Below are 20,647 nucleotides of genomic sequence, written 5' to 3'. Positions count from 1 at the left end.
GCGGACTGGCCAGCAGGTTGGCCCGGTTACCCCCGCCCGATGAACGGCATCCCGGCCGCCGTGACCACCAGGGATCCCACACTGGCCGAGGGCGGCATCCCTGCCATCAGCAGCACCGCGCGGGCGGCGTCATCCACCGGGAACACCGGCTCCACCATGCGGCTGCCGTCGGCCTGGACTGCCCCGGAACCGACCCCGATCGTCTCCATGAGCTCCGTGGCCGTGTTGCCGATGTCGATCTGCCCGCACGTTATGCCGAAGCCGCGCCCGTCCAGCTCGATGCTCTTGGTCAGCCCGGTCATGGCGTGCTTGGTGACCGTGTAGGCCACCGTCCGGGGCCGGGGCGAATGCGCGGCGATGGAGCCGTTGTTGATGATCCGCCCGCCCTGCGGCGACTGGGCCTTCATGGCCCGGACCGCGGCCGCGGCGCACAGCATGGAGCCGGTCAGGTTCACGGCCACCGTCGCCTCCCAGTCCGACAGGCTGATTTCGTCCACCGAGGCGGCGGGGCCGAACACGCCGGCGTTGTTGAACAGCACGTCCACCCGCCCCCAGCGCTGGAGCGCGGCGGCGAAGAGCCGCTCGACGTCGTCGGGCACCGTGACATCGCACGGAACGGCGAGCGCCTGCGCATGGCCCGCCGCGGTCTCCAGCAGCTGTGCCTCCCGCCGGCCGGCCAGCACCACCCGGTAGCCCTCGGCCATCATGAGCCGGGCGACGGCCCGGCCGATTCCGGATCCTGCGCCGGTGACGACGGCGACCCGGCCGGGCTGGTGATGAGGTGTCATGCGGTGCTCCTGACGGTTGCGTGGTATTGGATTCCGGCCCAGCGTATGCCAGACGGCGCGCCCGGGGTAGGCGCCGCCCCGGGGAGGGCAGCGGCGCCCCGGGGGGCGGTCAGCCGTGCGGGCGGGCGGCGAGCCGTCCGATCGCGCTGCCCTTGAGCCGGTCCAGCAGCGCCCGCGGTGATTCGTAGACCTCGACGGCGCCGGCGTCGCGGAGTTCAGCTTCGCTGGTGCCCCCGCAGCTCAGCCCGATGGCGGGGATGGCGAGCTTCCCGGCGGCGTAGATGTCCCACACGGCGTCGCCGACGTACACGGCATCCGCGGCCCCCACGCCCACGGCTTCGAGGGCGGCAATGAGGATGTCGGGCGCCGGCTTGCTCTCGGCGGCGTCCCTGGCGCTGGTCGCGGCATGGATGTAGGCGTCGGCACCGATCGTGGACCGGAGAACTTCGAGGTCCCGCTCCGTGGCGGAGGATGCGAGCGCAACGGCCAGGCCGCTCTCGAAGCACCGTGCCAGCAGCTCCTTCGCGCCGTCCAGCGGGCGCAGGGCCGGCCAGAAGGTTGAGAACACGGCCGCGTGGGAGGTCATGATGGTGTCATCGCCGGAGCTGTCCCGGTCCGGCGGCAGCAGGCGGGCGAGGATCCTGTCCCCGCCCATGCCGACGGCACGATGGATACCGGCCATGGGGACGTCATGGCCGGCCTGGCGGAAGGCCTGCCACCAGGCAACGGTGTGCAGGTAGGTCGAGTCCACCAGGGTCCCGTCGACGTCGAAGAGGACGGCGGCTTTCCGCTGGCCGGCCGGCGACAAATGTGAAGACTCAGCGGTGTGCATGTGCTCCCTTTCCTGCTCCGCCGGCCGCTCAGACCTTGATGATGGACAGCACGTTTCCGGCCGGGTCCTTGAACCAAGCGATCTCGGGACCCTCACCCTCCGCGATCCCCTTGCTGTCGGTGGGCAGCTGCGGATCGTCGTAGATCTTGGTCTGGACACCGCGGCGGTTGAGTTCGTCGACGGCCTGCTCGACGTCGTCGACCACCAGGTTCAGGACGGTGAACGAGGCTGGCTCGTGGTTGTCCTTCGGATAAATCATCACCCTGGAACCGGACGCCAGCCGGAGCGAGAGCGTCCCCATGCCGCCCTCCTCCACCGCCATCCCGAGCGTCTCCCCGTAAAACTGCTTGGCCTTGGCCAGGTCATCAACGCTGAAGCTGGAAAATGCGTCCTTGGCCGTGAACATGCTGTCTCCTTGAGCTGGATTCTGTGCTGATAGGCCAAAGGGTGCCACATGACGGCGGCCCTGACTACGGGTTCCGGGAAGCCCGGAAGCTCCCCGGGGTCATGCCCTCCGCGCCACCCCGGCGCGTTTCCGGGCTCCGGCGCCGGTCAGCGGGGTGTCGCTGCGGTGCACGGCGTCGTCGTGCAGCTCCAGGGCACTCATCACCAGGGCGAAGTGGCTGAACGCCTGCGGCGTGTTGCCCAGCTGCCGCCCGGCCACCACGCCCCACTCCTCGCTGAGGAGCCCGACGTCGTTGCGCAGCGCCAGCAGCCGCTCGAACAGTTCCGTGGCCTCGTGGTGCCGGCCGGCCCCCACGAGGGCTTCCACCAGCCAGAAGGAGCAGGCCAGGAACACGCCCTCCTCGCCGGGCAGGCCGTCGTCGCTTTCGGCGGGCTTATACCGGCGGAGGAAGCCGTCATGCGTCAGCTCGCGCTGGATGGCGTCGATGGTTCCGATCACCCGCGGGTCGTCCGGCGGCAGGAATCCGACCCGCGGAATCAGCAGCAGGCTCGCATCCAGCTCGGGCCGCCCGTACGACTGCACGAAGGTGTTGCGTCCGGCGTCGAAACCCTTGGCCATGACCTCCGCGTGGATGGTGTCCCGGAGTTCCTCCCAGCGGTCCGCCGGCCCCGGCAGGCCAAAGTCCCGCACCCCCTTGACCATGCGGTCCGCCGCCACCCACGCCATCACCTTCGAATGGGTGAAATGCCGCTGTGGCCCGCGCATCTCCCAGAGCCCGTTGTCCGGGCGGTCCCAGGCGGTCTCCAGATGCTCCATCAGGGCCACCTGGACGTCCCAGGTTTCATCCGTGTGCCGCAGGAGCGAATTCCGGGTCAGGGACAGGCAGTCCAGCACCTCCCCCCAGACATCCAGTTGCAGCTGTCCGGCCGCGCCGTTCCCGGTCCGCACCGGTGCGGACTTCTCATAGCCCTGCAGCCAGGACAGCTCCATCTCCGGCAGCCGGCGTTCGCCGTGGAGCCCGTACATGATCTGCAGGTCCGCCGGGTCCCCGGCCACGGCACGCAGCAGCCAGTCCCGCCACGCGCCTGCCTCCTCCGTGTAGCCCGCGGCCAGCATCGCCTGCAGGGTCAGGGTCGCGTCGCGGAGCCAGCAGAACCGGTAGTCCCAGTTGCGGGTGCCGCCGATTTCCTCCGGCAGCGAGGTGGTCACCGCCGCCACGATGCCTCCGGTGGGGTCGTAGGTCAGGGCCTTCAGCGTGATGAGGGACCGCTGGACCGCGTCACGGTAGGGGCCGGTGATCTTGCATTTGGCGATCCACGTCCGCCAGAAGGTCTCGGTGGACGCCAGGACCGCCTCCGGGTCCACGGCGCGCGGGCGGTAAAGATGGCTGGGAGTCCAGGTCAGCACGAAGGGCACCCGCTCCCCCGCGGTGACAGTGAAATCGCTGATCGTCTGCATGCGCTCCCCGCGCAGGGGCGCCTTCGTCACCAGGTACGCCGCGTCCGGCCCGGCGATCGCGTGGATGCCGTGCTCGTCATGGCGGACCCAGGGGACGATGTCGCCGTAGTCGAACCGCAAGGCCAGCTCGCCGCGCATCCTGACCGTGCCGCGCACCCCCACCACGATCCGCACAATGTCCGCCACGTTGTCCCGGGGCGGCATGAAGTCGATGATCCTGACCTTGCCCTCCGGCGTCTCCCATTCGGTTTCCAGGATGAGCGTGCCGCGGCGGTAGCGCCGCCGCGTGCATTCGCCGCCGCCCGCCGGCGCCAGCAGCCAGCGGCCGGCCTTCGGCGTGTCCAGCAGGGCGGCGAAGCAGGCGGGCGAGTCGAAGCGCGGCAGGCAGAGCCAGTCGATGGAGCCTTCGGTGCTGATGAGGGCCGCCGTGTGCAGATCGCCGACCATTGCATAATCCTCGATGCGTGCCATGACACTTACAGTGCCATACCCCACCACCCCGTACGAGGGCCGGATGGGCGCGTCCGGCGGCCCTCCTGCCGCCGGGGACTAGGATTCCATCCATGTGGAACTTGGGACCTTCGTCCGGGCAGGCCACGGCCGCCGGGGCCGGCCATGGCACGGCCGCCGGCTTCGGCGGGTAGGCCGGCACGCATGCACACCGGCTCTCATCACATCGGAACGAGCGGCTGGAGCTATGACCACTGGGACAACGTGTTCTACCCGCCGGGGCTGCCGGCGCGCCGCCGGCTGGAACACTATGCGGCCCACTTCGGCACGGTGGAGCTCAACGCCAGCTTCTACCGCTGGCCGCGCGAGACAGGCTTCGTGGGCTGGCGCCGCCGCCTGCCGGAGGGTTTCCTGCTCTCCGTCAAGGCCCCGCGGGGCCTGACCCACGCCAAGTTGCTCTATGCCCCGGAGGTCTGGGTGGAGCGGATTGCCCGGTGCTGGCATGAACTCGGCAACAGGCGCGGCGTGCTGCTGGTGCAGCTGCCGCCGGATTTCGGCCGCGACGACGCGCGGCTGGACTACTTCCTGGCCGCGCTCCCGGAATGGATCAGCACCTGCGTCGAGTTCCGCCATCCCAGCTGGGACCACCCCGAGGTCTACGCGCTGCTGGAGCGGCACGGTGCCGCGTACTGCGTCATGAGCGGCGCCGGGCTCCCCTGCATCCTGCGAGCCACGGCCCCGTTCGTCTATATCAGGCTGCACGGACCGGACCACGAGCACCTCTACGGCGGCTCCTATTCGGATGCGGAGCTGGGCTGGTGGGCGGACCGGATCCGCGAATGGGAGGCGGCCGGCAAGGAGGTCTTCGCGTATTTCAACAACGACGGCGGCGGCAACGCCGTGCGGAACGCCGCCACGCTGCGCCGGCTGTTGGGTGACGCCTGAGCACGGCCGGCCATCAGGCATCGCTGCCGGTGCCGCTGCCGGTGCCGCAAGCCCGCCAGAGCGGTCCGGAGTTATTCCGGGGGCCGGGTTACTCCGGTGTTGGCGCTGTCATCACCATCGCTGTCCGGACCTTCGGCGGGGTCCTGGGAATGGGCGCGGATCTCCGTAAATTCCAGCGAGGAGTCTCCTTCCGCCGGGGCCTCACTGTGGACGCGGTTATCGTCTGCTGACGCTGGGCGGTTCATTGGTCAACCTTTCTGCTTGTCCAGGAGCAGGTAGGCGCCTGCCCCCATGAGCAGGAATCCGCCAACACCGAGGGCGATGATTTGGCTGCTGATTCCTGCAATGAGCAAGGCAACCCCGATCAGGCACGCCATTGCCCCGAAGGAGGTGCTGGTCCTGAAGCTGTGCCCCACGGAGCCGGATAGGAGGTCGTGGGCAAGGCGCGGATCCTCCGCGGTCAAGTCCGACTCCAGCTCTTCAAGCTGTTTCCGCTCTTCTTCGGACAGTGGCATCGCGAATCCCCTTTGGAATATTTGCGCACCGTTCGCGATGCGCTCGACGCCGGCGCCAAGGCAGGGTTCCGTACCAGGCCTGCCGGAGCCTCCGGCGTTGCGGGTTGTTCTAATTCTAAATCTCATACTGGTGAGTTGCTCGATGGTGAGGGCGGAATCAGTGGAGCGCATGCAGGATGCGAGGGGGCCTCATGTCTGCGGACCGGACGCCGGGGGTGAAGCGGGTTGGATTAGTGCGGACAGCACTGCCGCCTCGCTGATGGCTGCGTCCTTGGTGGCCGTCAGCAGTGTCAGCGGTCCGTGCCGGGACAGAGCGCGGAGCCGGTCGAGGGCTGCTGCAGCTTCGGGTGCCTCCAGTTCAATGCGATAACGGCGGCCGAACTCTTCGAAGCGACCAGGGTCGTGGGCGTACCACTTGCGCAGCGCAGGCGATGGGGCCAGCACTTTGCACCATTCGTCAATGTGGGCTTTTTCCTTGGTCAGGCCCCGCGGCCAGAGCCGGTCCACGAGAAGGCGCGTGCCGTCCGACTCCAGCGGATCCTCATAGATGCGTCCTACTTTCACTGCATGCCGCGTGACCATGGGATGTCTCCTTCGGGATGACCGTCATCCATTGAGGACGGAGCGGCGGGGTCCGGTGTTCGGAGAGCCGGGTCATCGGATTTGCGGACGGCGTAGCGGTGGCCGCCGGAATCAGACCTGATGCTAAAGGTGGCGAGTTCTTTGTCGGATGCTTCTTCGTCGTAGTCGTGCCGGTGCAGCACGGGAGCGCTTGGGTCGCCGTGATCTGCTGGGCCTAAAAGAGGCCGCAGCCGATCGGTCATGTGCATGAAGTCTCCGGCCATATCGCGGTCCTTGTGCATGATGTTCCCTCCCTGGGTGTTCTGCTCGCTGTCTTCTCTACGGGGTCTGTTTCCGGGAAACCGGGGAGGCAGTCCTTTGCTCCTCCTGGTGCCCCGGCGCATCCGGGAAAATGAAAGCTCGGCGGCCACGGTCAGTGGCATCCCCACCCCCGGCGGTTCGGGTGTCGCGGAGGGCAAGCGCTGCCTGGACGAGCGCGGCATGGGTCAGGGCCTGCGGAAAATTGCCCAGGAGGGCACCGGTTGCCGGATCAATTTCTTCACTGTAGAGCCCGAGCGGGGTGGCGTTCCCGAGGAGTGCCGTGAAGAGTGCGGTGGCTTCGGCGTGCCTGCCGGTGTGGGCGAGGGCCTGAACGAGCCAGAATGAACACGGCAGAAACGCCCCCTCGGTTCCGGGCAGCCCGTCCCGGCCGGGCGGGTAACGGTAGAGGAAAGGGAAGCCTGCGGACAGTTCGCGCAAGGTGGCATCCACTGTTCCTTTGACGCGGGCGGAGCCGGCCTCCTCGAGGCCGATGATGGGCAGGACAAGCAGTGCGGCGTCCAGGTCGGAGGATCCGTAGGTGCGGGTGTAGGTGTTCCTGGCGGGATCAAAGCCCTTGGCCCGGATCTCGGCGGCGATATTGTCCCTGGCACTCTGCCACCGCTGGCGGTGCCGTGCGCTGAGGTGATGGCTCTGGCCGATGCGGAGTGCACGGTCCAGGGCGAGCCAGCCCATCATTTTTGAGTGCACGTGCTGGGCGGCGTCGGCGCGGATCTCCCATATTCCGGCGTCGGGCTCCTGCCATCGCAGGGCTACGAGGTCGGCGAAACCGCGCATGGCCCGCCACGTCTCCGAATACAGCCGGTGTCCGCCCTGCACGAGCACCCAGGCAGCGTCCAGGACCCATCCGTAGCCATCGAGCTGGTGCTGGCTGGCCGCGCCGTTGCCGGTGCGGACCGGGGTGCTGCCGGCGTACCCTGGCCAGCCCTGGAGCGTGCGCTCAGCGGGCACATGTCCTCCGGCCAGGGTCAGCAGCGCCGGCAGCCGGGGGCGTTGGAGCCGGCTGGCATGGAGCAGCCAGCCGAGGAATTTCCGCGCTTCGGCGGATTTGCTTGCACCCAGGAAGGCGCCGACGCCGATGCTGGCGTCCCGCGGCCAGGCGTATCGGTAATCCCAGTTCCGCATGCCTCCGGGGTCCTCGGGTAAGGACGTGGTGGGCGCTGCCACGGGCGCGCCCGAAGGAGAGTATGTCAGGAGCCGGAGGGTCAGCAGGCTCCGCAGGACCGGTTCCCGGAAGGGAATCCGTTCGTCGACGTCGTCGGTCCAGGCCCGCCAGCGGGCCTCGTCGGCCTCGACGAGGCCCCAGGCGGTTGCCGGGTCGAGGTGGATGAGCGGTTCGCCGTAGGCCAGGGCCAGTACGAGGGTGACGGGCCGGCCGGGACTGACTGTCAGCAATTTCGGCCGGCCCGGCTCCAGGTCCAGCTCCGGGCTGCAGCCCAGGGACAGGGCCAGCGGACCCCACCCGCAGACCAGGTCGCGCCCGCGGCGGACGCGCGGGCGGCGGTGCTGTTCGCCCAGCCTGGGGTCAAAGTCGATGACGGCGGCCATGGGTGACCCCTCCGCGGTGAGCCGTCTGATCAGGACCGTCGTGGGCAGCAGTTGGCCGGCCACCTCAGCCACCATGGCTTCGGTGAGGGTAAGCCGGCCTGCTCCTGATGACCACACTGTTTCCAGGGTCGTGCTGTGGTGGCGGTAGCGGCGCGCGATCCGTTGTGCCGGCAGGACCGGCCCGGCCAGGAAAGTGCCGGCCTCGGGTCCGCCCAGGAGCGCGCCGAAAACCGGCTCGCCATCAAACGCCGGGGCGCAGAGCCAGTCCACTGCGCCGTCGGCGGAGACCAGGGCTGCCGTGCGGGTGTCACCGAGCAGCCCGTAACCGGCGATGGGCGAGGGCCGCCACGCCGGCGTGCCGCGCGGGAGGGGTTCACTCCGGTCCGCTTCCGTTGTCCGTGGCGGGCGCGTGGCTGTCATGACGTCCTCAGGAGCAGCCCGAGGACGGCGCCGTACAGCACGTGGGCGGCGACCGCGACGGCCGGTGTCTGGATACCGTAATTCAGGCCGAGCAGGCCCGGGGGCTCCAGCACCGCCCTGTTGGCCGGGCCTGCCCTGGTCGATGCCATCCGGGGGTGAACGCCAGGCAGCAGGGGCAGGATCACCGTAAGCGCGACGGCCACGTGGAGCAGCCCCAGCAGCGCCCCGGTCCACCAGGTTGCCTGGCCCAGGAGGGCGAAGGTTGCGGCGTATCCCAAGGCGAAGGCCTGGCCGGCGGCAAGATGGATGAAAAAACCCGCGACGCGTGCCCGGTCCGGATCCGGGGTCAGCAGGGTGCCGAGGACCAGCGGCAGGTCAAGACGTGTCCAGCCCGCCATTTGCGCGGCAATCATCACCACCGTCAGGGCGCCGGTGGCCAGCAGACCGAACAGGGCCCACCCTTGCCAGTCCATTTCACATGACGCCCCCTTCTAAAGTTGGTTCCCTTGAATTTAGAACGTGGAATCAGGTCCGTCAAGACCTCCTGCGGCCCGGCACACCCCACCGTCACCGGACGAATCAACCCGCTGTGGGAGAGTGGAGGCATGCAAATGGCCTCGCAGCACGCACCGCGGCAACCGGTGTCCGGGAATCGGGTATTCCGGCTGGCCCATTGGGCCTCGGACACGGTCAACCGCCTTCGCGTGAAGACCGCCAGGCGCTCGAAGTTCGTCCCGCAGATCATCGCGTACCAGGGGTATGGGTCCACGGAATGGGTCCGGGTGCTCGGCCGTGTGCTGCTGACCAGCAGGCCGGTTCCCGGCAGCCGGGCGGAACACGCCGCCCAAAACGGCAACCAGAACATCCGCGGCTGGCGCGCGTTCACTTCCGTGCCGATCCAGTTCACCGAGGTGGACATCGAGATCGGCGGCGCCACCACCCGCGTGCGGGCGGACCGCGGGGGCCTCGTGGACGCCGTCGTCCCGGTCGCGCTCACACCGGGCTGGCACACCACCGTCCTGCGGGCCGAAGGCACGGAGCCGGCCACGGCGCGCATCTTCGTCATCTCCCCTGATACCCGGCTGGGGATCGTCTCGGACATTGACGACACGATCATGGTCACGGCGCTCCCCCGGCCGTTCCTGGCGCTGTGGAACACCTTCGTCCTGAACGAACGTGCCCGGATGGCGACCCCCGGCATGGCCGTGCTGCTGGACCGGCTGACGGTGGAGCATCCGGACGCACCGGTGATCTATCTGTCCACCGGCCCGTGGAATGCCGCCCCTACGCTGGCGCGCTTCCTGTCCCGCAACATGTACCCCTCCGGGGCCCTGCTGCTGACGGACTGGGGGTTGACCCAGGACCGCTGGTTCCGCAGCGGCCAGGAACACAAGCGCCGGAACCTGGAGCTGCTGACCAGGGAGTTCCCGAATATCCGCTGGCTGCTCTTCGGGGACAACGGCCAGCACGATGAGGATATCTACTCCCAGTTCGCGCAGCAGCATGGCGCGAGTGTGGCGGCCATCGGTATCCGGCAGCTCTCCGCCAGTGAGGCCGTGCTGGCCGGCGGCCATTCGGAAAACGGGGACCACACCGGCTCGGCCGTCCCGTGGATCTACTCGCCGGACGGCGCAGGGATGGCGAAGGGGCTGAAAGGCCTAAGCCTCCTCTGACGCCGCCCTCGCCGGCCAGTCAGGCTGGATTCACTGGTCCGCCGGGGCGGGCCGTTCGACGTCGGCGTCCTCCGCCGGCTCGCCGGCCTGCGGAGTGTGCGGGGCGGCGCCGTTCCGGGACGCGAGCAGCTCCTGAAGCCAGTAGTAGGAGGCCTTCGGCGTGCGGACCTGCGTGTCGAAGTCCACGTGCAGCAGGCCGAACTGCTGCTTGTAGCCGCCGGACCACTCGAAATTGTCCAGCAGGGACCACACGTAGTAGCCGCGCAGGTCGATCGACTCGGCGGCCCCACCGGGCAGGGTCGCTTCGACGGCGGTGCCGATGTGGTCCGCCAGGTACCGCACGCGCCGCTCATCCGGGATGATCAGCCGGTCCGCCCCCACATCCCTGATCTGAAGGTCCTCGAAGCTCGCCCCGCCCTCGGTGATGTAGACCGGCGGGAGGTCAGGGTAGCGTTCGGCCATCTCCGCGAGCGCCACCGACATGTACTCCGGCTTGATCGGCCAGCCATAGGCCGTGATCTCGGTATCAGGGAACGCCGCGATGTGGAACGGGGCACCGGGGGTTCCGCTGAGGTCGTCCCCCATCGCCTCGGCCATGCCTTCCGGCACGGTCCCGTCGCCGGCACCGGAAGCCACGCGGGTGGGCATGTAGTAGTTCAGGCCGTAGAAGTCCAGCGGCTGCGAGATCAGCTCCAGGTCCTCGCTGGACGGGCTGAAGGATGAGAAGAACGTTGCGGCCCGGATCACGTCCGGATATTTGCCCAGCAGCACGGGATCCGCGAAGAGGCGGTTCTGTGCCACGTCCATGAGTCCCGCACTGAGCTTGTCCAGCGGATTGGCGGAGGCAGGCACCATCGGAGAGTAGACGTTCGTGATGCCGATCCCGCCGGCCACCTTCGCCGCCCGCAGCGCCTGCATGGCCAGGCCGTGGCCCAGCAACTGGTGGTGGACGCTGGGCAGGGCCTTGAGCATCAGTGCCTCACCCGGCGCGTGCAGGCCCAACGCATAGCCGTTCGTGGTGACGGTGGCCGGTTCGTTGACTGTCACCCACCGCACTACCCGGTCCCCGTACGCGGCCGCGGCGATGGCGGCGAATTCCCCCAGCCGGTAGGCCGTGTCCCGGTTCATCCAGCCGCCGGCCTCGTCGAGGGGCAGGGGTGTCTCCCAGTGGTACAGCGTGGCCATGGGGGAAATCCCGTTGGCCAGCAGCAGATCGATCAGCCGGTCGTAGAAGTCCAGGCCGGCGGGGTTGACCGGGCCGCTGCCGCCGGGCTGGATGCGGGACCAGGACAGCGAGAACCGGTAGGAATCGATCCCCAGTTCCTTCATCAGCGCCACGTCGTCGGGCATCCGGTGGTAGTGGTCGCAGGCGACGGCGGGGCTGTGGCCGTCGACGATCGCGCCGGGCTTGGCGGCGAAGACATCCCATCCGGACGGGCCGCGTCCGTCCTCGTCAAGCGCGCCTTCGATCTGGAAGGCCGCCGTCGCCACGCCCATGGTGAAGCCGGGCGGGAGCAGGGCGGCCAGTTCTTTGGCGGAAGCATGCATCGCCGGATTCCGTCCCTAGGTGTGAAAGCGGTTGACTGATTCTAGGCCGTGGCGGACCCTCACGCCACGAACCACTCGCCGCGAACGGCGCCCCTCGCGCCGCGGCTGCCGGCCCTGCATCAGTAGCCTGAGGTCTCCGGCCCGGAGATGAACTCCTTGGCATGGGCCACGGCCTTCTTGAAGGCGTCGTTCCGCAGCGCCACGAGGTGCTCCTTCTCGGAGGAGGAGGGCTCAAGGTACTCCGTGAAGCCGGGCCGCAGGACCCAGATGTCACCGGCCGGCGGCAGGTAGAACACGCCAAAGGAGCGGCGCTGGCTGTCGTCGTCGGTCCAGATGGGGACAACCGCCAGCGCCGCACCCGTGTCGATGTTGATCCATTGGGCCCGGGGAAGCGGCGATTCGAGCGCCTCGGGATCCAGGAAGGGCGCCGTGCCCTTGCCCCAGCGTTTCTCGAACCTTTCGTGGAATACCGGCATCAGGTGGGCATCGTAACGGCGCCACTCGCTCATGGCGGCCTCCTTCTCTTGCAGTCTTTCTCTTGCAGTCTTTTCTCTTCACCGCCGCACTCGTCCTGCAGGCGGACTATCAGGAACCTCGCCAGGGCCCGCGTTCCCACCGCACCGGGGTGACGCGCAGCAGCGGCTCCCGATGCCGGACGTGCCGCACCGGAATGTCCCGTGGACCATCGACCGCGCGTCCCGGCCGGCCCGCCGGGCCCTGTCCGCGGTCATAGGCGGCCCTGGACCTGGGATCCCGGAGCACGGCGAAGGCCTCCAGGACGCTGTGTACGTCGTCCCCTCCCGTCGGGGTGCCGACGTCGGGGTGCCGCTGGCGCATCAGCGCACGGAAGGCGTGGCTGATCTCCTGCTGCGTCGCATCAGGCGCAACCTGGAGTGCGGCATAGTAGCCGCGCGAGTCTGCATGCACGGTTCCGGCTCCATCGGATCAGGTCAGGATGGGCGCAAGGTCAGCGGGCGTGGGAGTAGTGGCGTGGGACCGGGGCGGCGCCGGCGTCACCGGGCGCCGCCCCGGTTTTCCAGGCGGCGGGAACCCCGCGCGCCCTCGCCCCGGGACTACTTCCCGATCTCCTGCATCTTGTTCTGCTCGTGGGAGATTTCGATCTTCCGGGGCTTGGCCTGCTCGGCCATGGGGATGCGGAGGGTCAGGACGCCGTCGGCGTAGCTGGCCTTCACGTGTTCGGTGTCCAGCGTGTCCCCCAGGATCAGCTGCCGGCTAAAGACCCCCCGCGGGCGCTCCGACGCGATCAGTTCAACGTCGGGTTGCGTCGGGTCGCGCCGCTCGGCCTTCACTGTCAGGACGTTCCGCTCTATATCGAGGTCAACCGAGTCCACGTTGACTCCGGGCAGATCGAACGCGACGACGAACTCGCCGTCTTCCTGCCACGCGTCCATCGGCATGGCAGCAGGTCGTGCTGCCGTTCCGAAGACCTGCTGGGCGAGCCGGTCAAAGTCCCGGAACGGGTCCGTACGCATCAACATCATTTCCCACTCCTTCAGTAATGGTTCTGTGCATTTCCCTATATCCACCGAGACTGATTATCTATGTTGGTGGATATAGATTTTTTATAGCACCCGTGGGAGACTGATGCAAGCGGAATCCGGCGGACGGCTGAGGAGAACCATGACGGAAGAGGCGCACGAGGTGAGTCTGTACGCCATCTCCGTGGTGGCCCAGCTGGTGGGCACCGGGCAGCAAAACATCAGGCTCTACGAGCGGAAAGGCCTGCTCACACCGGACCGCACGGCGGGCGGCACGCGGCAGTACAGCGACGCGGACCTGGCGGTGCTGCGGCGGATCAGCGAACTGCTGGATGAGGGGCTGAACCTGGCCGGAGTGGCCAAAGTGCTGGAATTGGAAGCTGCCAACGCCCGGCTGCAGGCAGCGCTCAACCGGGCAGTCCTCAAGCGGGGCGCCCCGCAGCAGACCCGGGGGCATTGAGGCGGCGGCGTGACAGATAGGCTGCGGTCCGGGGCTACTTTGAAGCCCGCAGCCGGCTGATCCCGGCCGGGGGACGGCGTGTCCGTGTCAAAGTGCCCCCGGACCGGTCGCTCCCTTCGAAGGTGGGAGAATCTGCGCCGACGGGGGGCGCCGGGCCAGGACCTGCTCCGGCCCGGTCCCGGGTTAGTCCCAATGCCGTTCGGTTAGGCGTTCGGGTCCAGGGTCAAGTCCCGTCGAATCGGCGTGTCCGTGGGGATATGGGTGTGGCTCCTGCTTGAGTAGTTCGGTCCACCAAGACTGATCCACCCCCACGGGAGCCACTATGCCCGATTCTGCCATCAATCACGCTCCGGGGGTATTCGCACCCGGGCATCTGGGCGAGCTGACCCGTGTCGTTCCCTTCGACATGGTTGATGCCGCGCTCGAGGCCGCCGGAGGCCGGGAACGCCGGGTGCGCAGGCTGCCCTCACGGGTGGTGATCTACCTGCTGCTCGCCGGGGTCCTGTTCGCCGACCAGGGCTGGAAGCAGGTCTTTTCACGCCTGGTCACGGGGCCGCCGGCACCGGTGAAGACACCTTCGGCCTCATCCTTGAGCCAGGCCATGCGCCGGGTGGGAACGGCCCCGCTGCGTGAGCTGTTCACCCTTCTCAAGGGCCCTGCGGTGTGCGGGTCCCGGCAGGTGACCCGGTTCGCTGGCCGGCTGGTCGTGGCCATCGACGGCACGCAGATGGCCGTGGCCGATACCGAGGCCAACCGGGCCAGGTACCCCAAGCCGCGCGGCGGCGTCAACGGGGAGGCCGGGTACCCGATGATCCGGCTGGTTGCGATCCTCACGGCCGGGACCCGTTCGGTGATCGACGCGGCCTTCGGCACCGACGCCGTGGGCGAGCTGACCTACGCCCGGCAGCTCATCTCCTGCCTGCAACCGGGCATGGTGCTGCTCGGGGACCGGAACTTCGCCACCTACGGCTTCTTCCGTGAAGTGGCCGAAACGGGCGCGGACTTCCTTTTCCGCGCCAGGACCGGTCTCAGCGCCATGAAACTGCCGGTCCTTCAGCAGCTGGCCGACGGTTCCTACCTCTCCCATGCCGCCGGCCAACGCGTACGGGTCATCGACGCCGAACTCACGGTCACCACCGAGGCCAAAACGCTCACCGCCGAATACCGGCTGGTCACCACGTTGCTCGACCCGATCCAGGCTCCCGCCCTGGGACTGGTCAGGCTCTACCATGAGCGTTGGGAGATCGAAACGGCCTACTGCGAATTGAAATCACGCATCCTGAACGGCCGGGTGCTGCGCGGCCGGCACCCTGCCGCGGTCATCCAGGAGACCTGGGCGCTGCTGTCCTGCTACCAGGTGTTGCGCACCGCGATGACCGATGTGACGCTGCGGCATCCCGAGATCGATCCGGACCGCCTGTCCTTCACCATCGGACTGAGGTCCGCCCGCGACCAGGTGGTCCAGGCCCGCGGGATCCTCAGCGGAACCGTGGTGGACCTGGTCGGTCGCATCGGGGCGGCCATGCTGGCCGAACCGTTGCCCGCCCGCCGCATCCGCTCCCGGCCCCGGGTGGTCAAACGCGCGATCTCCAAGTACCGCGCCAAGGAACGGGATGTCGACCGTCGGACCTATCCCGCGACACTCGACACCAGGATCTTGACACCGGATCCCGGCCCCTAACCGAACGGCATTGGGGTTATTCCGTGCCGTTTTCTTGGGCTTCGAGGTGTTTGGCCATGGCCTCCATGGCTTGGTTCCAGCGTGCTGTCAGGGCCTGCCGGCTCAGCGGTTCGAACATGCTGGTCAGTACCTTTTCAACTGCATCGTATGCGGCGTCTTTGGCCCGGTCCTGCGCCGCGGGGCTGTAGTAGTTCATGCCTGTTATTCGATGCCGCCGCCTGAAAAGATGCCCTGCCAAGGCCGTCCGGCGGCCGGCGCCGGGGGAACCGCTCTCCTGTTCCTGCGGCACCTGAACCTTTACCGGGGTTCTCCTGTCATGATGGCTGTTGAGACCGTGGCTGGGCTCGTTGACGCTCGAGGCCGCCGCAGGTGGGGATTTGCGGTGTTATGGCAGGCGGAAGGCATTCTTAGTCCTCCAGCTGGGGTTTTGAAAGACCGGTCCGGGTACGGCCCGGCCGCGAATAACCACCAGTAGGCGCCGTGACGCCCCGGTGGAGACCGTGAAACCCTCTACCAGTACCTCAAGGCAGGCAGCTGAGCCGCCGTTGCACTTCAGTAACGCGGCCATTCCGCCGCCATGAGAACACGGGCTTCCCCGTCCGGTTCCAGATCCGGCCGGTGTTGTTGCCCGCACCCCGTCAGCACCGGAACCTGAAAGGTAGCGTCTTTTTTGGGGGGGGGCCGACGACGGCTGGGGAGAGCGCCCCGGTCTCAGAGGGCGCTCGTCACGTCGCCGGTCCCGTCCATTTCCGGACCGCTTCGGCTCCGGAAACCTCGACGCAAAGCGCGCTCGGGCAGTGCTGGGTGAAGTCTGCTGTCATAGACAGTCAATACCACGGCGGCCCGCACGGCACGGGTAGCGTGTACCTGTTTTTCGCATCTTGCGGTTACCCGTGTGCGTAGGTTCCCGAAGTGCGGATCCCGTTCGGGCCGAGACGGGCGCGGGCTGAGCCATTCGGCCGTGCAGATTATCTTGGTACGCGGCCTGAGAAGCGAATCCCGCGGATACCGGTCTTCCCCGACGTCGAGGGTGGCCTGCCCGAGCGGCTCCCCGGTCTGCCCTGACCTGCAACACTGTCCCGCCGAACCGTCGTGGCTTCAACCGTCCCGAATGCCTGCACTCTTCGCCCCGCGGCAGTCCCTGGGCACGCTCATTGCCGCGCGGGCCTGTGACCCCTCCCGGGGCTGATCTTCCACCGGACGGTTCGTGGGACGATGTGAGGATGAACGAGGACGAGACCTCCCAGGTGCCAGGCTCCGGAAGGGATGACCGGACCGATGATCGGGCGGCGTCACTGCATCGCGGATCCGAATCGACCCGGAAGCTGCGGGAGATGGCCCGGCGCCGCCAGGAGGCCGAGGCGAAACTGGGCCACCACCTCCTGGACGCGAAGCAGCACCAGTCAGAGTGAGGCTGCAACCCGCCGATACCTCGGGCATCCACGGTCACGGATGAACGGAAGCGACCCGTGAGCACGCCAGCCAACACGTGCCCAGCGGCGGGCAGCGGGAGCCCGATCCGCCCTGCAGAACACCGTTCTCAGGGCTGTGTGGCCTCACAGAAACGGTATTCCGTTGGATCGGCCCGTGTGCCGTTCTCCTTGGCCCGGATGAAGTCACGGTCCTCCTGGGACAGCACGAACCCCGCCCACATCTCCCGCATGGACAGACCAGTCAACGGCCTCCGGAATGAAGCTGCCTGCCCAAAATCCTTGACAACATCGACGCGGGGGTTTCAGCTGGCTCTGTCCAAAGAGCACCACCCGGCAACTTGAGGAGACTTTCCGTGAGCATCACACTCAATCCGTACCTTAGCCTTGATCCACCGATCCGCCTGGGTGGATGGTCTGTATCCGGTTTCGGCTCGTTGTGCGGCCTGAGGGTATGCCGGGGTGCCGGGCCTCGCTGCCCTGGGTGTTCCACGGGTTTCCTGGTTGCGCCGTGCGGCTGGGTGGACGGGTTCAGGCGGCTTGCGGCGGCGGGTAGAGCTGGTCGAACAGGTCCTGCCATGATGTTTGCCAGGGCCAGGCTTCGGGGAGGTGAAGACGGATGCGTCGGGCGCTGGTGGCGATGCGGGCCGGGACGTGGATGAGTTTGCGGCGGATCGTGCCGGTACGGGCCTTGCCGAAGGGCCCGGAGGCGAGGATCCCGGCGGCGCGGGTGAGGTTGTAGGCCATGACCGCGGCAACGAGCCATGCCGAGTTCGCGGCAAAAACGCTGGAGGGCAGGTGCGCCAGCGCACTGTCCTTCAGGTCTGCATTGACCTGCTCGATATTATGCAGACGTCTGCATAATATCGATTATCTTGATGTCCGGATTATGCCGATGTTTCCCTGAAACTGCTGGTCAGCGTCGTGTTGGTGGCGAATACTTCGGCATAACTAGAGAGCCTCGAGGAACGTGAGCATGTGATCTTTCGGGATGAATCGAGGCCCGTTGGATCCGAGTGGGGCGATTCGAGCCATCGCACGCTCCTTCATGCCGAGGTCGGCGTGAAGGTAGGCCTGAGTCGCTTGAGTGGATTCGTGGCCGAGCCAGAGGGCGATCGTGGTGATATCAATTCCCGCGTCCAGCATCCTCATAGCGGTAGTGTGGCTTGTGTCCGCAGAGGCCGTGTGCGGTCGGGTTTGTGTGGTCATTGGTCCGGGTTCGTTAAGGACGATGTGATGGTGACGTGGATCGTCCAGCGTGTTGCATTCGACCGCTGACGCCATGACAGAGATCACATTGCGGACGCGTTGTGAGTACCCGTGTGGCGCGGAGTCGCTGTCGCGCAGATGCTGTCGGGTCGGCTGGGCAGCTCAGCATGGTCCGATCGATGGGGTCTTCGCTCGGCGTACCGGGAGACGGGCGACGCGGCTCGATGTGTCGGCGACGGCGCGGAGTCGGATGATCTCCTCGTGCTGCGCGGCCAGACGGGCCAGGGTCTTGCCGCGGAAGTCGCCGAGTTCTGCGATGGCCTGTTCCGCCTGTGTGAGACGGTCCCTGAGCTTGGCGTTCTCAGTCTTGAGTCGATCGACCTGCGCGATCTTCGGGTCGGGGGTGGTCCCGGTGTCCTGAAGGCGCTTGAGTCGGTCCTCGAACTCGGCGCGCAGGTGGGCGTAGGGGCGGCTGCCGTAGAAGGCGGTTCGGTCGACGCCGGATTCGCGGGCCAGGGTCTTGATGTCGCAGTTCCCGCCGGGCGGGATCTCGCCGCGCAGCAGGCGGTCCATGGCGGCGCGGATGCGCATCTCGTTCTCGGTGCGGGCCGCGGCAGTAATCCTCACGCGTCGTCCTCCTTCGTGATCTGGGACGAAGCGACGTCGATCTCGGCGATGACGCGCAGGGCCCGGTCGTAGTCGCCGCTCAGACGTGTGCGTTCGGCGGTGCGGGTCTTGCCGAGCTGGCCGAGGAACGCCTTGGTGCTTGCGGCGTGCTCGGCCCATACCGGGCGGTGGGCCAGGTGGTGGGTGGCCTGCGGGCAACGGGCCGAGTCACACATTCCGGCTAGCGGCCGCGTCGCGGCAGGGGTGCCGGCCAGCTTCAGGCAGAGCGCCCGGGAGGGGTCGGTGAACCAGCAGTAGTTCGCCGGCCCCAGGTGCAGCACCTTCGCCCGCTTGCTCAACAGGTTGAGGATGTCGCGGTCGTTGCGCTGGATCGTCGGCGCCGGGGCGGAGCCCTCGTTAGGGGTGCCGTCGATGCTGGCGAAGAACTCTGTCAGGGCCCGGGCGCCGGGTCCTGCCGGCAGGATGCCCTGCTGGTAGTTTCGGAACTCGGCCAGGACCAGCTCCAGGTTCCGGTCGGCTTCATTCTTGTTGACCTCGGCTAACAGCATGGCTTGGGCGCCGCCGGGGCGAGAGCTGTAGCCCTCCGTTGTGGCGACGGCGATGTGTTTCAGGTGGATCTTGGTGGCGAGGACGCCGCCGGGCCGGTAGGCCATCTCCAAGGACAGTGTCCGCCTGAGCATGTCCGGCCTTCCGGGATCGGGTCCAGGCCGATCCGCCCCGGCCGGGGAGTTGACCCAGGCCCGGAACCAGGCGTAGCGGACCGAGAAGGCGAAGCGCCCGAACAGCGGCGCCCCGTCGTGGGCGTCCTCGTGCAGCCGTTCGGCGAGCTCGACCGCCCGGTAGAGGATCCACTCAGGGGCCCGGATCCTTCCGGGATCGGGTCCAGGCCGCATCCCGGAGACCGCGGCCAGGACGATGATCGAAGCGGTGCGGACGGTTCCGATCAGCGCGACGGCCTGGGACCGGTGCAGCGGGAGTGTCCAGGGAAGCGTGCCGGAGCCGTCGGCGGCCGGGGTGTCGGCCGCGTCGCGTCCGAACACCTTCTCAACCCCCACCGACGCCACCGCCTGCTCCAGTGGCCCCCGCATGGTCGGGATCCACCGGGCCCAGAACTGGCTATAACCGGCCGTCCTGGCCAGCGCTCCGGTGGCCAGTGGCAGCAGCGGGTCCTCGGCCGCCCAGCCGTCGGCGATCCGGGCGGCGATGTCGTGGTCTTCCATCATCGGGAGCCCCGTGCCGGCGGATGTGTACTGGGCCAGCACGGCCTTGATGTCCTCGGGGAAGGACGGGGAGCTGTGGCGCAGGCCGGCTGCCTTGAGCGAGGAGACGCGGTCGACGGCGCGTACTTGCTGTTGCAGTTCGATCACGTGCGGGCCGAGCACGCCGACCAAGTGCAGGGCCGCGGCGAGTATCGGCTGCAGGACGTGGTCGGGGACCGGCTCTGTGGCGTTCCCTGTCCGGCCCGAGGGCATCTCGGCGACCGCCGAAGCCGTGGCCCCGCCCCAGGGCCGCAGGTCTGTCCGGACGCGGTCGGCGGTGAACAGCTCCCGGTAGTTGACCAGATCGACGATGACTTGGGCGGCGGTGCGTCGGATGCCGTGGCTCTGCTCTCCGACGACGACGCCTTCGTCATCGACGATGTAGCGCCGATGCCCCAGGTAGGCCTCGCAGTCGGCGGTCTCCAAGTGTTCCAGGCTGGGCAGCCCGCGCTGGGCGAGCCAGGCGAAGAACCTGGTGATTTCCTTCAGGCGTCCGTTGCAGCTGCGCAGGTGCAGCGGCGTGCGGTAGGCCCGTGGCAGCAGCGCGACGGCCTCGTGCCGCGGGGCCAGCAGTGCCAGGACGAGTTCCTTGGCGACCATGCGCCATCGCGGATCGGTGATCGCGGCGAAGTCAAAGCGCCGGTTGGCCAGAGCCATGTCGACCGGGAGGCCGACGACGTCGGTGAAGTCCCAGAGGTCCTCCTCGAACACCGGACGGTAGGTGTCGGGCGGGAGTGTCAAGCCGGCCTCGCCGCAGATGTCGGAGCCGGTGAACGGGGCGGCCCGGCGGTCATCGGCCTGGATGGGGGAAACGGCGGATCTCATGTGGTGCATGCCGAGTTCGCGGCCTGGAGGGCAGGTGCGCCAGCGCACTGTCCTTCAGGTCTGCATCCTCCACGATCGTCTGACCTGCTCGATATTATGCAGACGTCTGCATAATATCGATTATCTTGATGTCCGGATTATGCCGATGTTTCCCTGAAACTGCTGGTCAGCGTC

Annotated in this window: 23 protein-coding genes and 1 pseudogene; 5 read left to right on the top strand and 19 right to left on the bottom strand. The window is 67.8% G+C overall.

Annotated features, from left to right (window positions below; all coding sequences use genetic code 11):
* Positions 1–26: 26 nt before the first annotated feature.
* The 4 genes from ACQCSZ_RS00715 to ACQCSZ_RS00700 all read right to left on the bottom strand — a co-directional run bounded on the left by ACQCSZ_RS00715 (position 27) and on the right by ACQCSZ_RS00700 (position 3,955).
* Positions 27–788, bottom strand: coding sequence for an SDR family oxidoreductase (locus ACQCSZ_RS00715; RefSeq protein WP_427006246.1), 762 nt, complete (start codon positions 786–788; stop codon positions 27–29).
* 109 nt (positions 789–897) lie between these two features.
* Positions 898–1,620 carry an HAD family hydrolase gene (locus ACQCSZ_RS00710; RefSeq protein WP_427006245.1) on the bottom strand — a complete coding sequence of 241 codons (723 nt, stop codon included), beginning with the start codon at positions 1,618–1,620 and terminating at the stop codon, positions 898–900.
* 28 nt (positions 1,621–1,648) lie between these two features.
* Positions 1,649–2,026, bottom strand: coding sequence for a VOC family protein (locus ACQCSZ_RS00705; RefSeq protein ID WP_427006244.1), 378 nt, complete (start codon positions 2,024–2,026; stop codon positions 1,649–1,651).
* Positions 2,027–2,125: 99 nt separating this feature from the next.
* The gene (locus ACQCSZ_RS00700) at positions 2,126–3,955 is read right to left on the bottom strand and encodes a glycoside hydrolase family 15 protein (RefSeq protein WP_427006243.1); all 1,830 of its coding nucleotides are present in this window, start codon (positions 3,953–3,955) and stop codon (positions 2,126–2,128) included.
* Positions 3,956–4,138: 183 nt separating this feature from the next.
* Here ACQCSZ_RS00700 and ACQCSZ_RS00695 point away from each other — a divergent pair, with 183 nt between their 5' ends.
* The gene (locus tag ACQCSZ_RS00695; protein WP_427006242.1) at positions 4,139–4,879 is read left to right on the top strand and encodes a DUF72 domain-containing protein; all 741 of its coding nucleotides are present in this window, start codon (positions 4,139–4,141) and stop codon (positions 4,877–4,879) included.
* Between the two features lie 71 nt (positions 4,880–4,950).
* Here the strand turns inward: ACQCSZ_RS00695 and ACQCSZ_RS00690 are convergent, their stop codons facing one another.
* From ACQCSZ_RS00690 to ACQCSZ_RS00665, 6 genes are all read right to left on the bottom strand, one after another.
* Positions 4,951–5,124 carry a hypothetical protein gene (locus ACQCSZ_RS00690; protein WP_427006241.1) on the bottom strand — a complete coding sequence of 58 codons (174 nt, stop codon included), beginning with the start codon at positions 5,122–5,124 and terminating at the stop codon, positions 4,951–4,953.
* A gap of 3 nt (positions 5,125–5,127) precedes the next feature.
* Positions 5,128–5,394, bottom strand: a complete 267-nt coding sequence (locus ACQCSZ_RS00685; RefSeq protein WP_427006240.1) for a DUF3040 domain-containing protein — start codon at positions 5,392–5,394, stop codon at positions 5,128–5,130.
* Between the two features lie 189 nt (positions 5,395–5,583).
* Positions 5,584–5,976 (bottom strand): DUF488 domain-containing protein, encoded by a 393-nt coding sequence (locus tag ACQCSZ_RS00680; protein ID WP_427006239.1) that lies wholly within the window; start codon positions 5,974–5,976, stop codon positions 5,584–5,586.
* The gene (locus ACQCSZ_RS00675) at positions 5,955–6,257 is read right to left on the bottom strand and encodes a hypothetical protein (protein WP_427006238.1); all 303 of its coding nucleotides are present in this window, start codon (positions 6,255–6,257) and stop codon (positions 5,955–5,957) included. The genes ACQCSZ_RS00680 and ACQCSZ_RS00675 overlap by 22 nt, the downstream gene beginning before the upstream one ends.
* A gap of 37 nt (positions 6,258–6,294) precedes the next feature.
* Positions 6,295–8,262: a glycoside hydrolase family 15 protein gene (locus ACQCSZ_RS00670; RefSeq protein ID WP_427006237.1), complete on the bottom strand. Its 1,968-nt coding sequence runs from the start codon at positions 8,260–8,262 to the stop codon at positions 6,295–6,297.
* On the bottom strand, positions 8,259–8,735 hold the full coding sequence (locus ACQCSZ_RS00665) for a hypothetical protein (RefSeq protein WP_211879418.1): 477 nt from the start codon (positions 8,733–8,735) through the stop codon (positions 8,259–8,261). The genes ACQCSZ_RS00670 and ACQCSZ_RS00665 overlap by 4 nt, the downstream gene beginning before the upstream one ends.
* A gap of 132 nt (positions 8,736–8,867) precedes the next feature.
* Between ACQCSZ_RS00665 and ACQCSZ_RS00660 the strand changes: the two genes are divergently transcribed.
* Positions 8,868–9,935: an App1 family protein gene (locus ACQCSZ_RS00660; protein WP_427006236.1), complete on the top strand. Its 1,068-nt coding sequence runs from the start codon at positions 8,868–8,870 to the stop codon at positions 9,933–9,935.
* A 30-nt stretch (positions 9,936–9,965) separates the two neighbouring features.
* Here ACQCSZ_RS00660 and ACQCSZ_RS00655 read toward each other — a convergent pair whose 3' ends face one another.
* The 4 genes from ACQCSZ_RS00655 to ACQCSZ_RS00640 all read right to left on the bottom strand — a co-directional run bounded on the left by ACQCSZ_RS00655 (position 9,966) and on the right by ACQCSZ_RS00640 (position 12,982).
* A complete protein-coding gene (locus ACQCSZ_RS00655) occupies positions 9,966–11,483 on the bottom strand; it encodes a GH1 family beta-glucosidase (protein WP_427006235.1) in 1,518 nt (505 codons plus the stop codon).
* Between the two features lie 119 nt (positions 11,484–11,602).
* Positions 11,603–11,992 carry a hypothetical protein gene (locus ACQCSZ_RS00650; protein WP_427006234.1) on the bottom strand — a complete coding sequence of 130 codons (390 nt, stop codon included), beginning with the start codon at positions 11,990–11,992 and terminating at the stop codon, positions 11,603–11,605.
* Between the two features lie 76 nt (positions 11,993–12,068).
* On the bottom strand, positions 12,069–12,410 hold the full coding sequence (locus ACQCSZ_RS00645) for a J domain-containing protein (protein ID WP_427006233.1): 342 nt from the start codon (positions 12,408–12,410) through the stop codon (positions 12,069–12,071).
* A 146-nt stretch (positions 12,411–12,556) separates the two neighbouring features.
* Positions 12,557–12,982 (bottom strand): Hsp20/alpha crystallin family protein, encoded by a 426-nt coding sequence (locus ACQCSZ_RS00640; RefSeq protein ID WP_427008455.1) that lies wholly within the window; start codon positions 12,980–12,982, stop codon positions 12,557–12,559.
* Positions 12,983–13,124: 142 nt separating this feature from the next.
* Between ACQCSZ_RS00640 and ACQCSZ_RS00635 the strand changes: the two genes are divergently transcribed.
* Together ACQCSZ_RS00635 and ACQCSZ_RS00630 are read left to right on the top strand one after the other, a co-directional pair.
* A complete protein-coding gene (locus tag ACQCSZ_RS00635; protein ID WP_427006232.1) occupies positions 13,125–13,442 on the top strand; it encodes a MerR family transcriptional regulator in 318 nt (105 codons plus the stop codon).
* A gap of 322 nt (positions 13,443–13,764) precedes the next feature.
* The gene (locus ACQCSZ_RS00630) at positions 13,765–15,123 is read left to right on the top strand and encodes an IS4 family transposase (RefSeq protein ID WP_427004280.1); all 1,359 of its coding nucleotides are present in this window, start codon (positions 13,765–13,767) and stop codon (positions 15,121–15,123) included.
* A 16-nt stretch (positions 15,124–15,139) separates the two neighbouring features.
* Here ACQCSZ_RS00630 and ACQCSZ_RS00625 read toward each other — a convergent pair whose 3' ends face one another.
* Positions 15,140–15,319 carry a hypothetical protein gene (locus ACQCSZ_RS00625; protein ID WP_427006231.1) on the bottom strand — a complete coding sequence of 60 codons (180 nt, stop codon included), beginning with the start codon at positions 15,317–15,319 and terminating at the stop codon, positions 15,140–15,142.
* 1,027 nt (positions 15,320–16,346) lie between these two features.
* Here ACQCSZ_RS00625 and ACQCSZ_RS00620 point away from each other — a divergent pair.
* Positions 16,347–16,535, top strand: a complete 189-nt coding sequence (locus ACQCSZ_RS00620; RefSeq protein ID WP_427006230.1) for a hypothetical protein — start codon at positions 16,347–16,349, stop codon at positions 16,533–16,535.
* Positions 16,536–17,084: 549 nt separating this feature from the next.
* On the opposite strand, the pseudogene ACQCSZ_RS00615 reads toward ACQCSZ_RS00620, so the two are convergent.
* The 4 genes and pseudogenes from ACQCSZ_RS00615 to ACQCSZ_RS00600 all read right to left on the bottom strand — a co-directional run.
* A pseudogene (locus ACQCSZ_RS00615) lies at positions 17,085–17,396 on the bottom strand (transposase); the annotation flags it as partial.
* Between the two features lie 108 nt (positions 17,397–17,504).
* Entirely contained in the window at positions 17,505–17,705 is a 201-nt protein-coding gene (locus ACQCSZ_RS00610) for an integrase (protein WP_427006229.1), read from the bottom strand.
* A gap of 219 nt (positions 17,706–17,924) precedes the next feature.
* Positions 17,925–18,389, bottom strand: a complete 465-nt coding sequence (locus tag ACQCSZ_RS00605) for a hypothetical protein (protein ID WP_427004863.1) — start codon at positions 18,387–18,389, stop codon at positions 17,925–17,927.
* Positions 18,386–20,473, bottom strand: coding sequence for a hypothetical protein (locus ACQCSZ_RS00600; RefSeq protein WP_427006228.1), 2,088 nt, complete (start codon positions 20,471–20,473; stop codon positions 18,386–18,388). The genes ACQCSZ_RS00605 and ACQCSZ_RS00600 overlap by 4 nt, the downstream gene beginning before the upstream one ends.
* Between the last annotated feature and the right edge of the window lie 174 nt (positions 20,474–20,647).

This window comes from Pseudarthrobacter sp. H2, from assembly GCF_050157045.1.
Lineage (GTDB): Bacteria > Actinomycetota > Actinomycetes > Actinomycetales > Micrococcaceae > Arthrobacter.
This window is presented reverse-complemented; position numbering and strand designations above follow the sequence as displayed.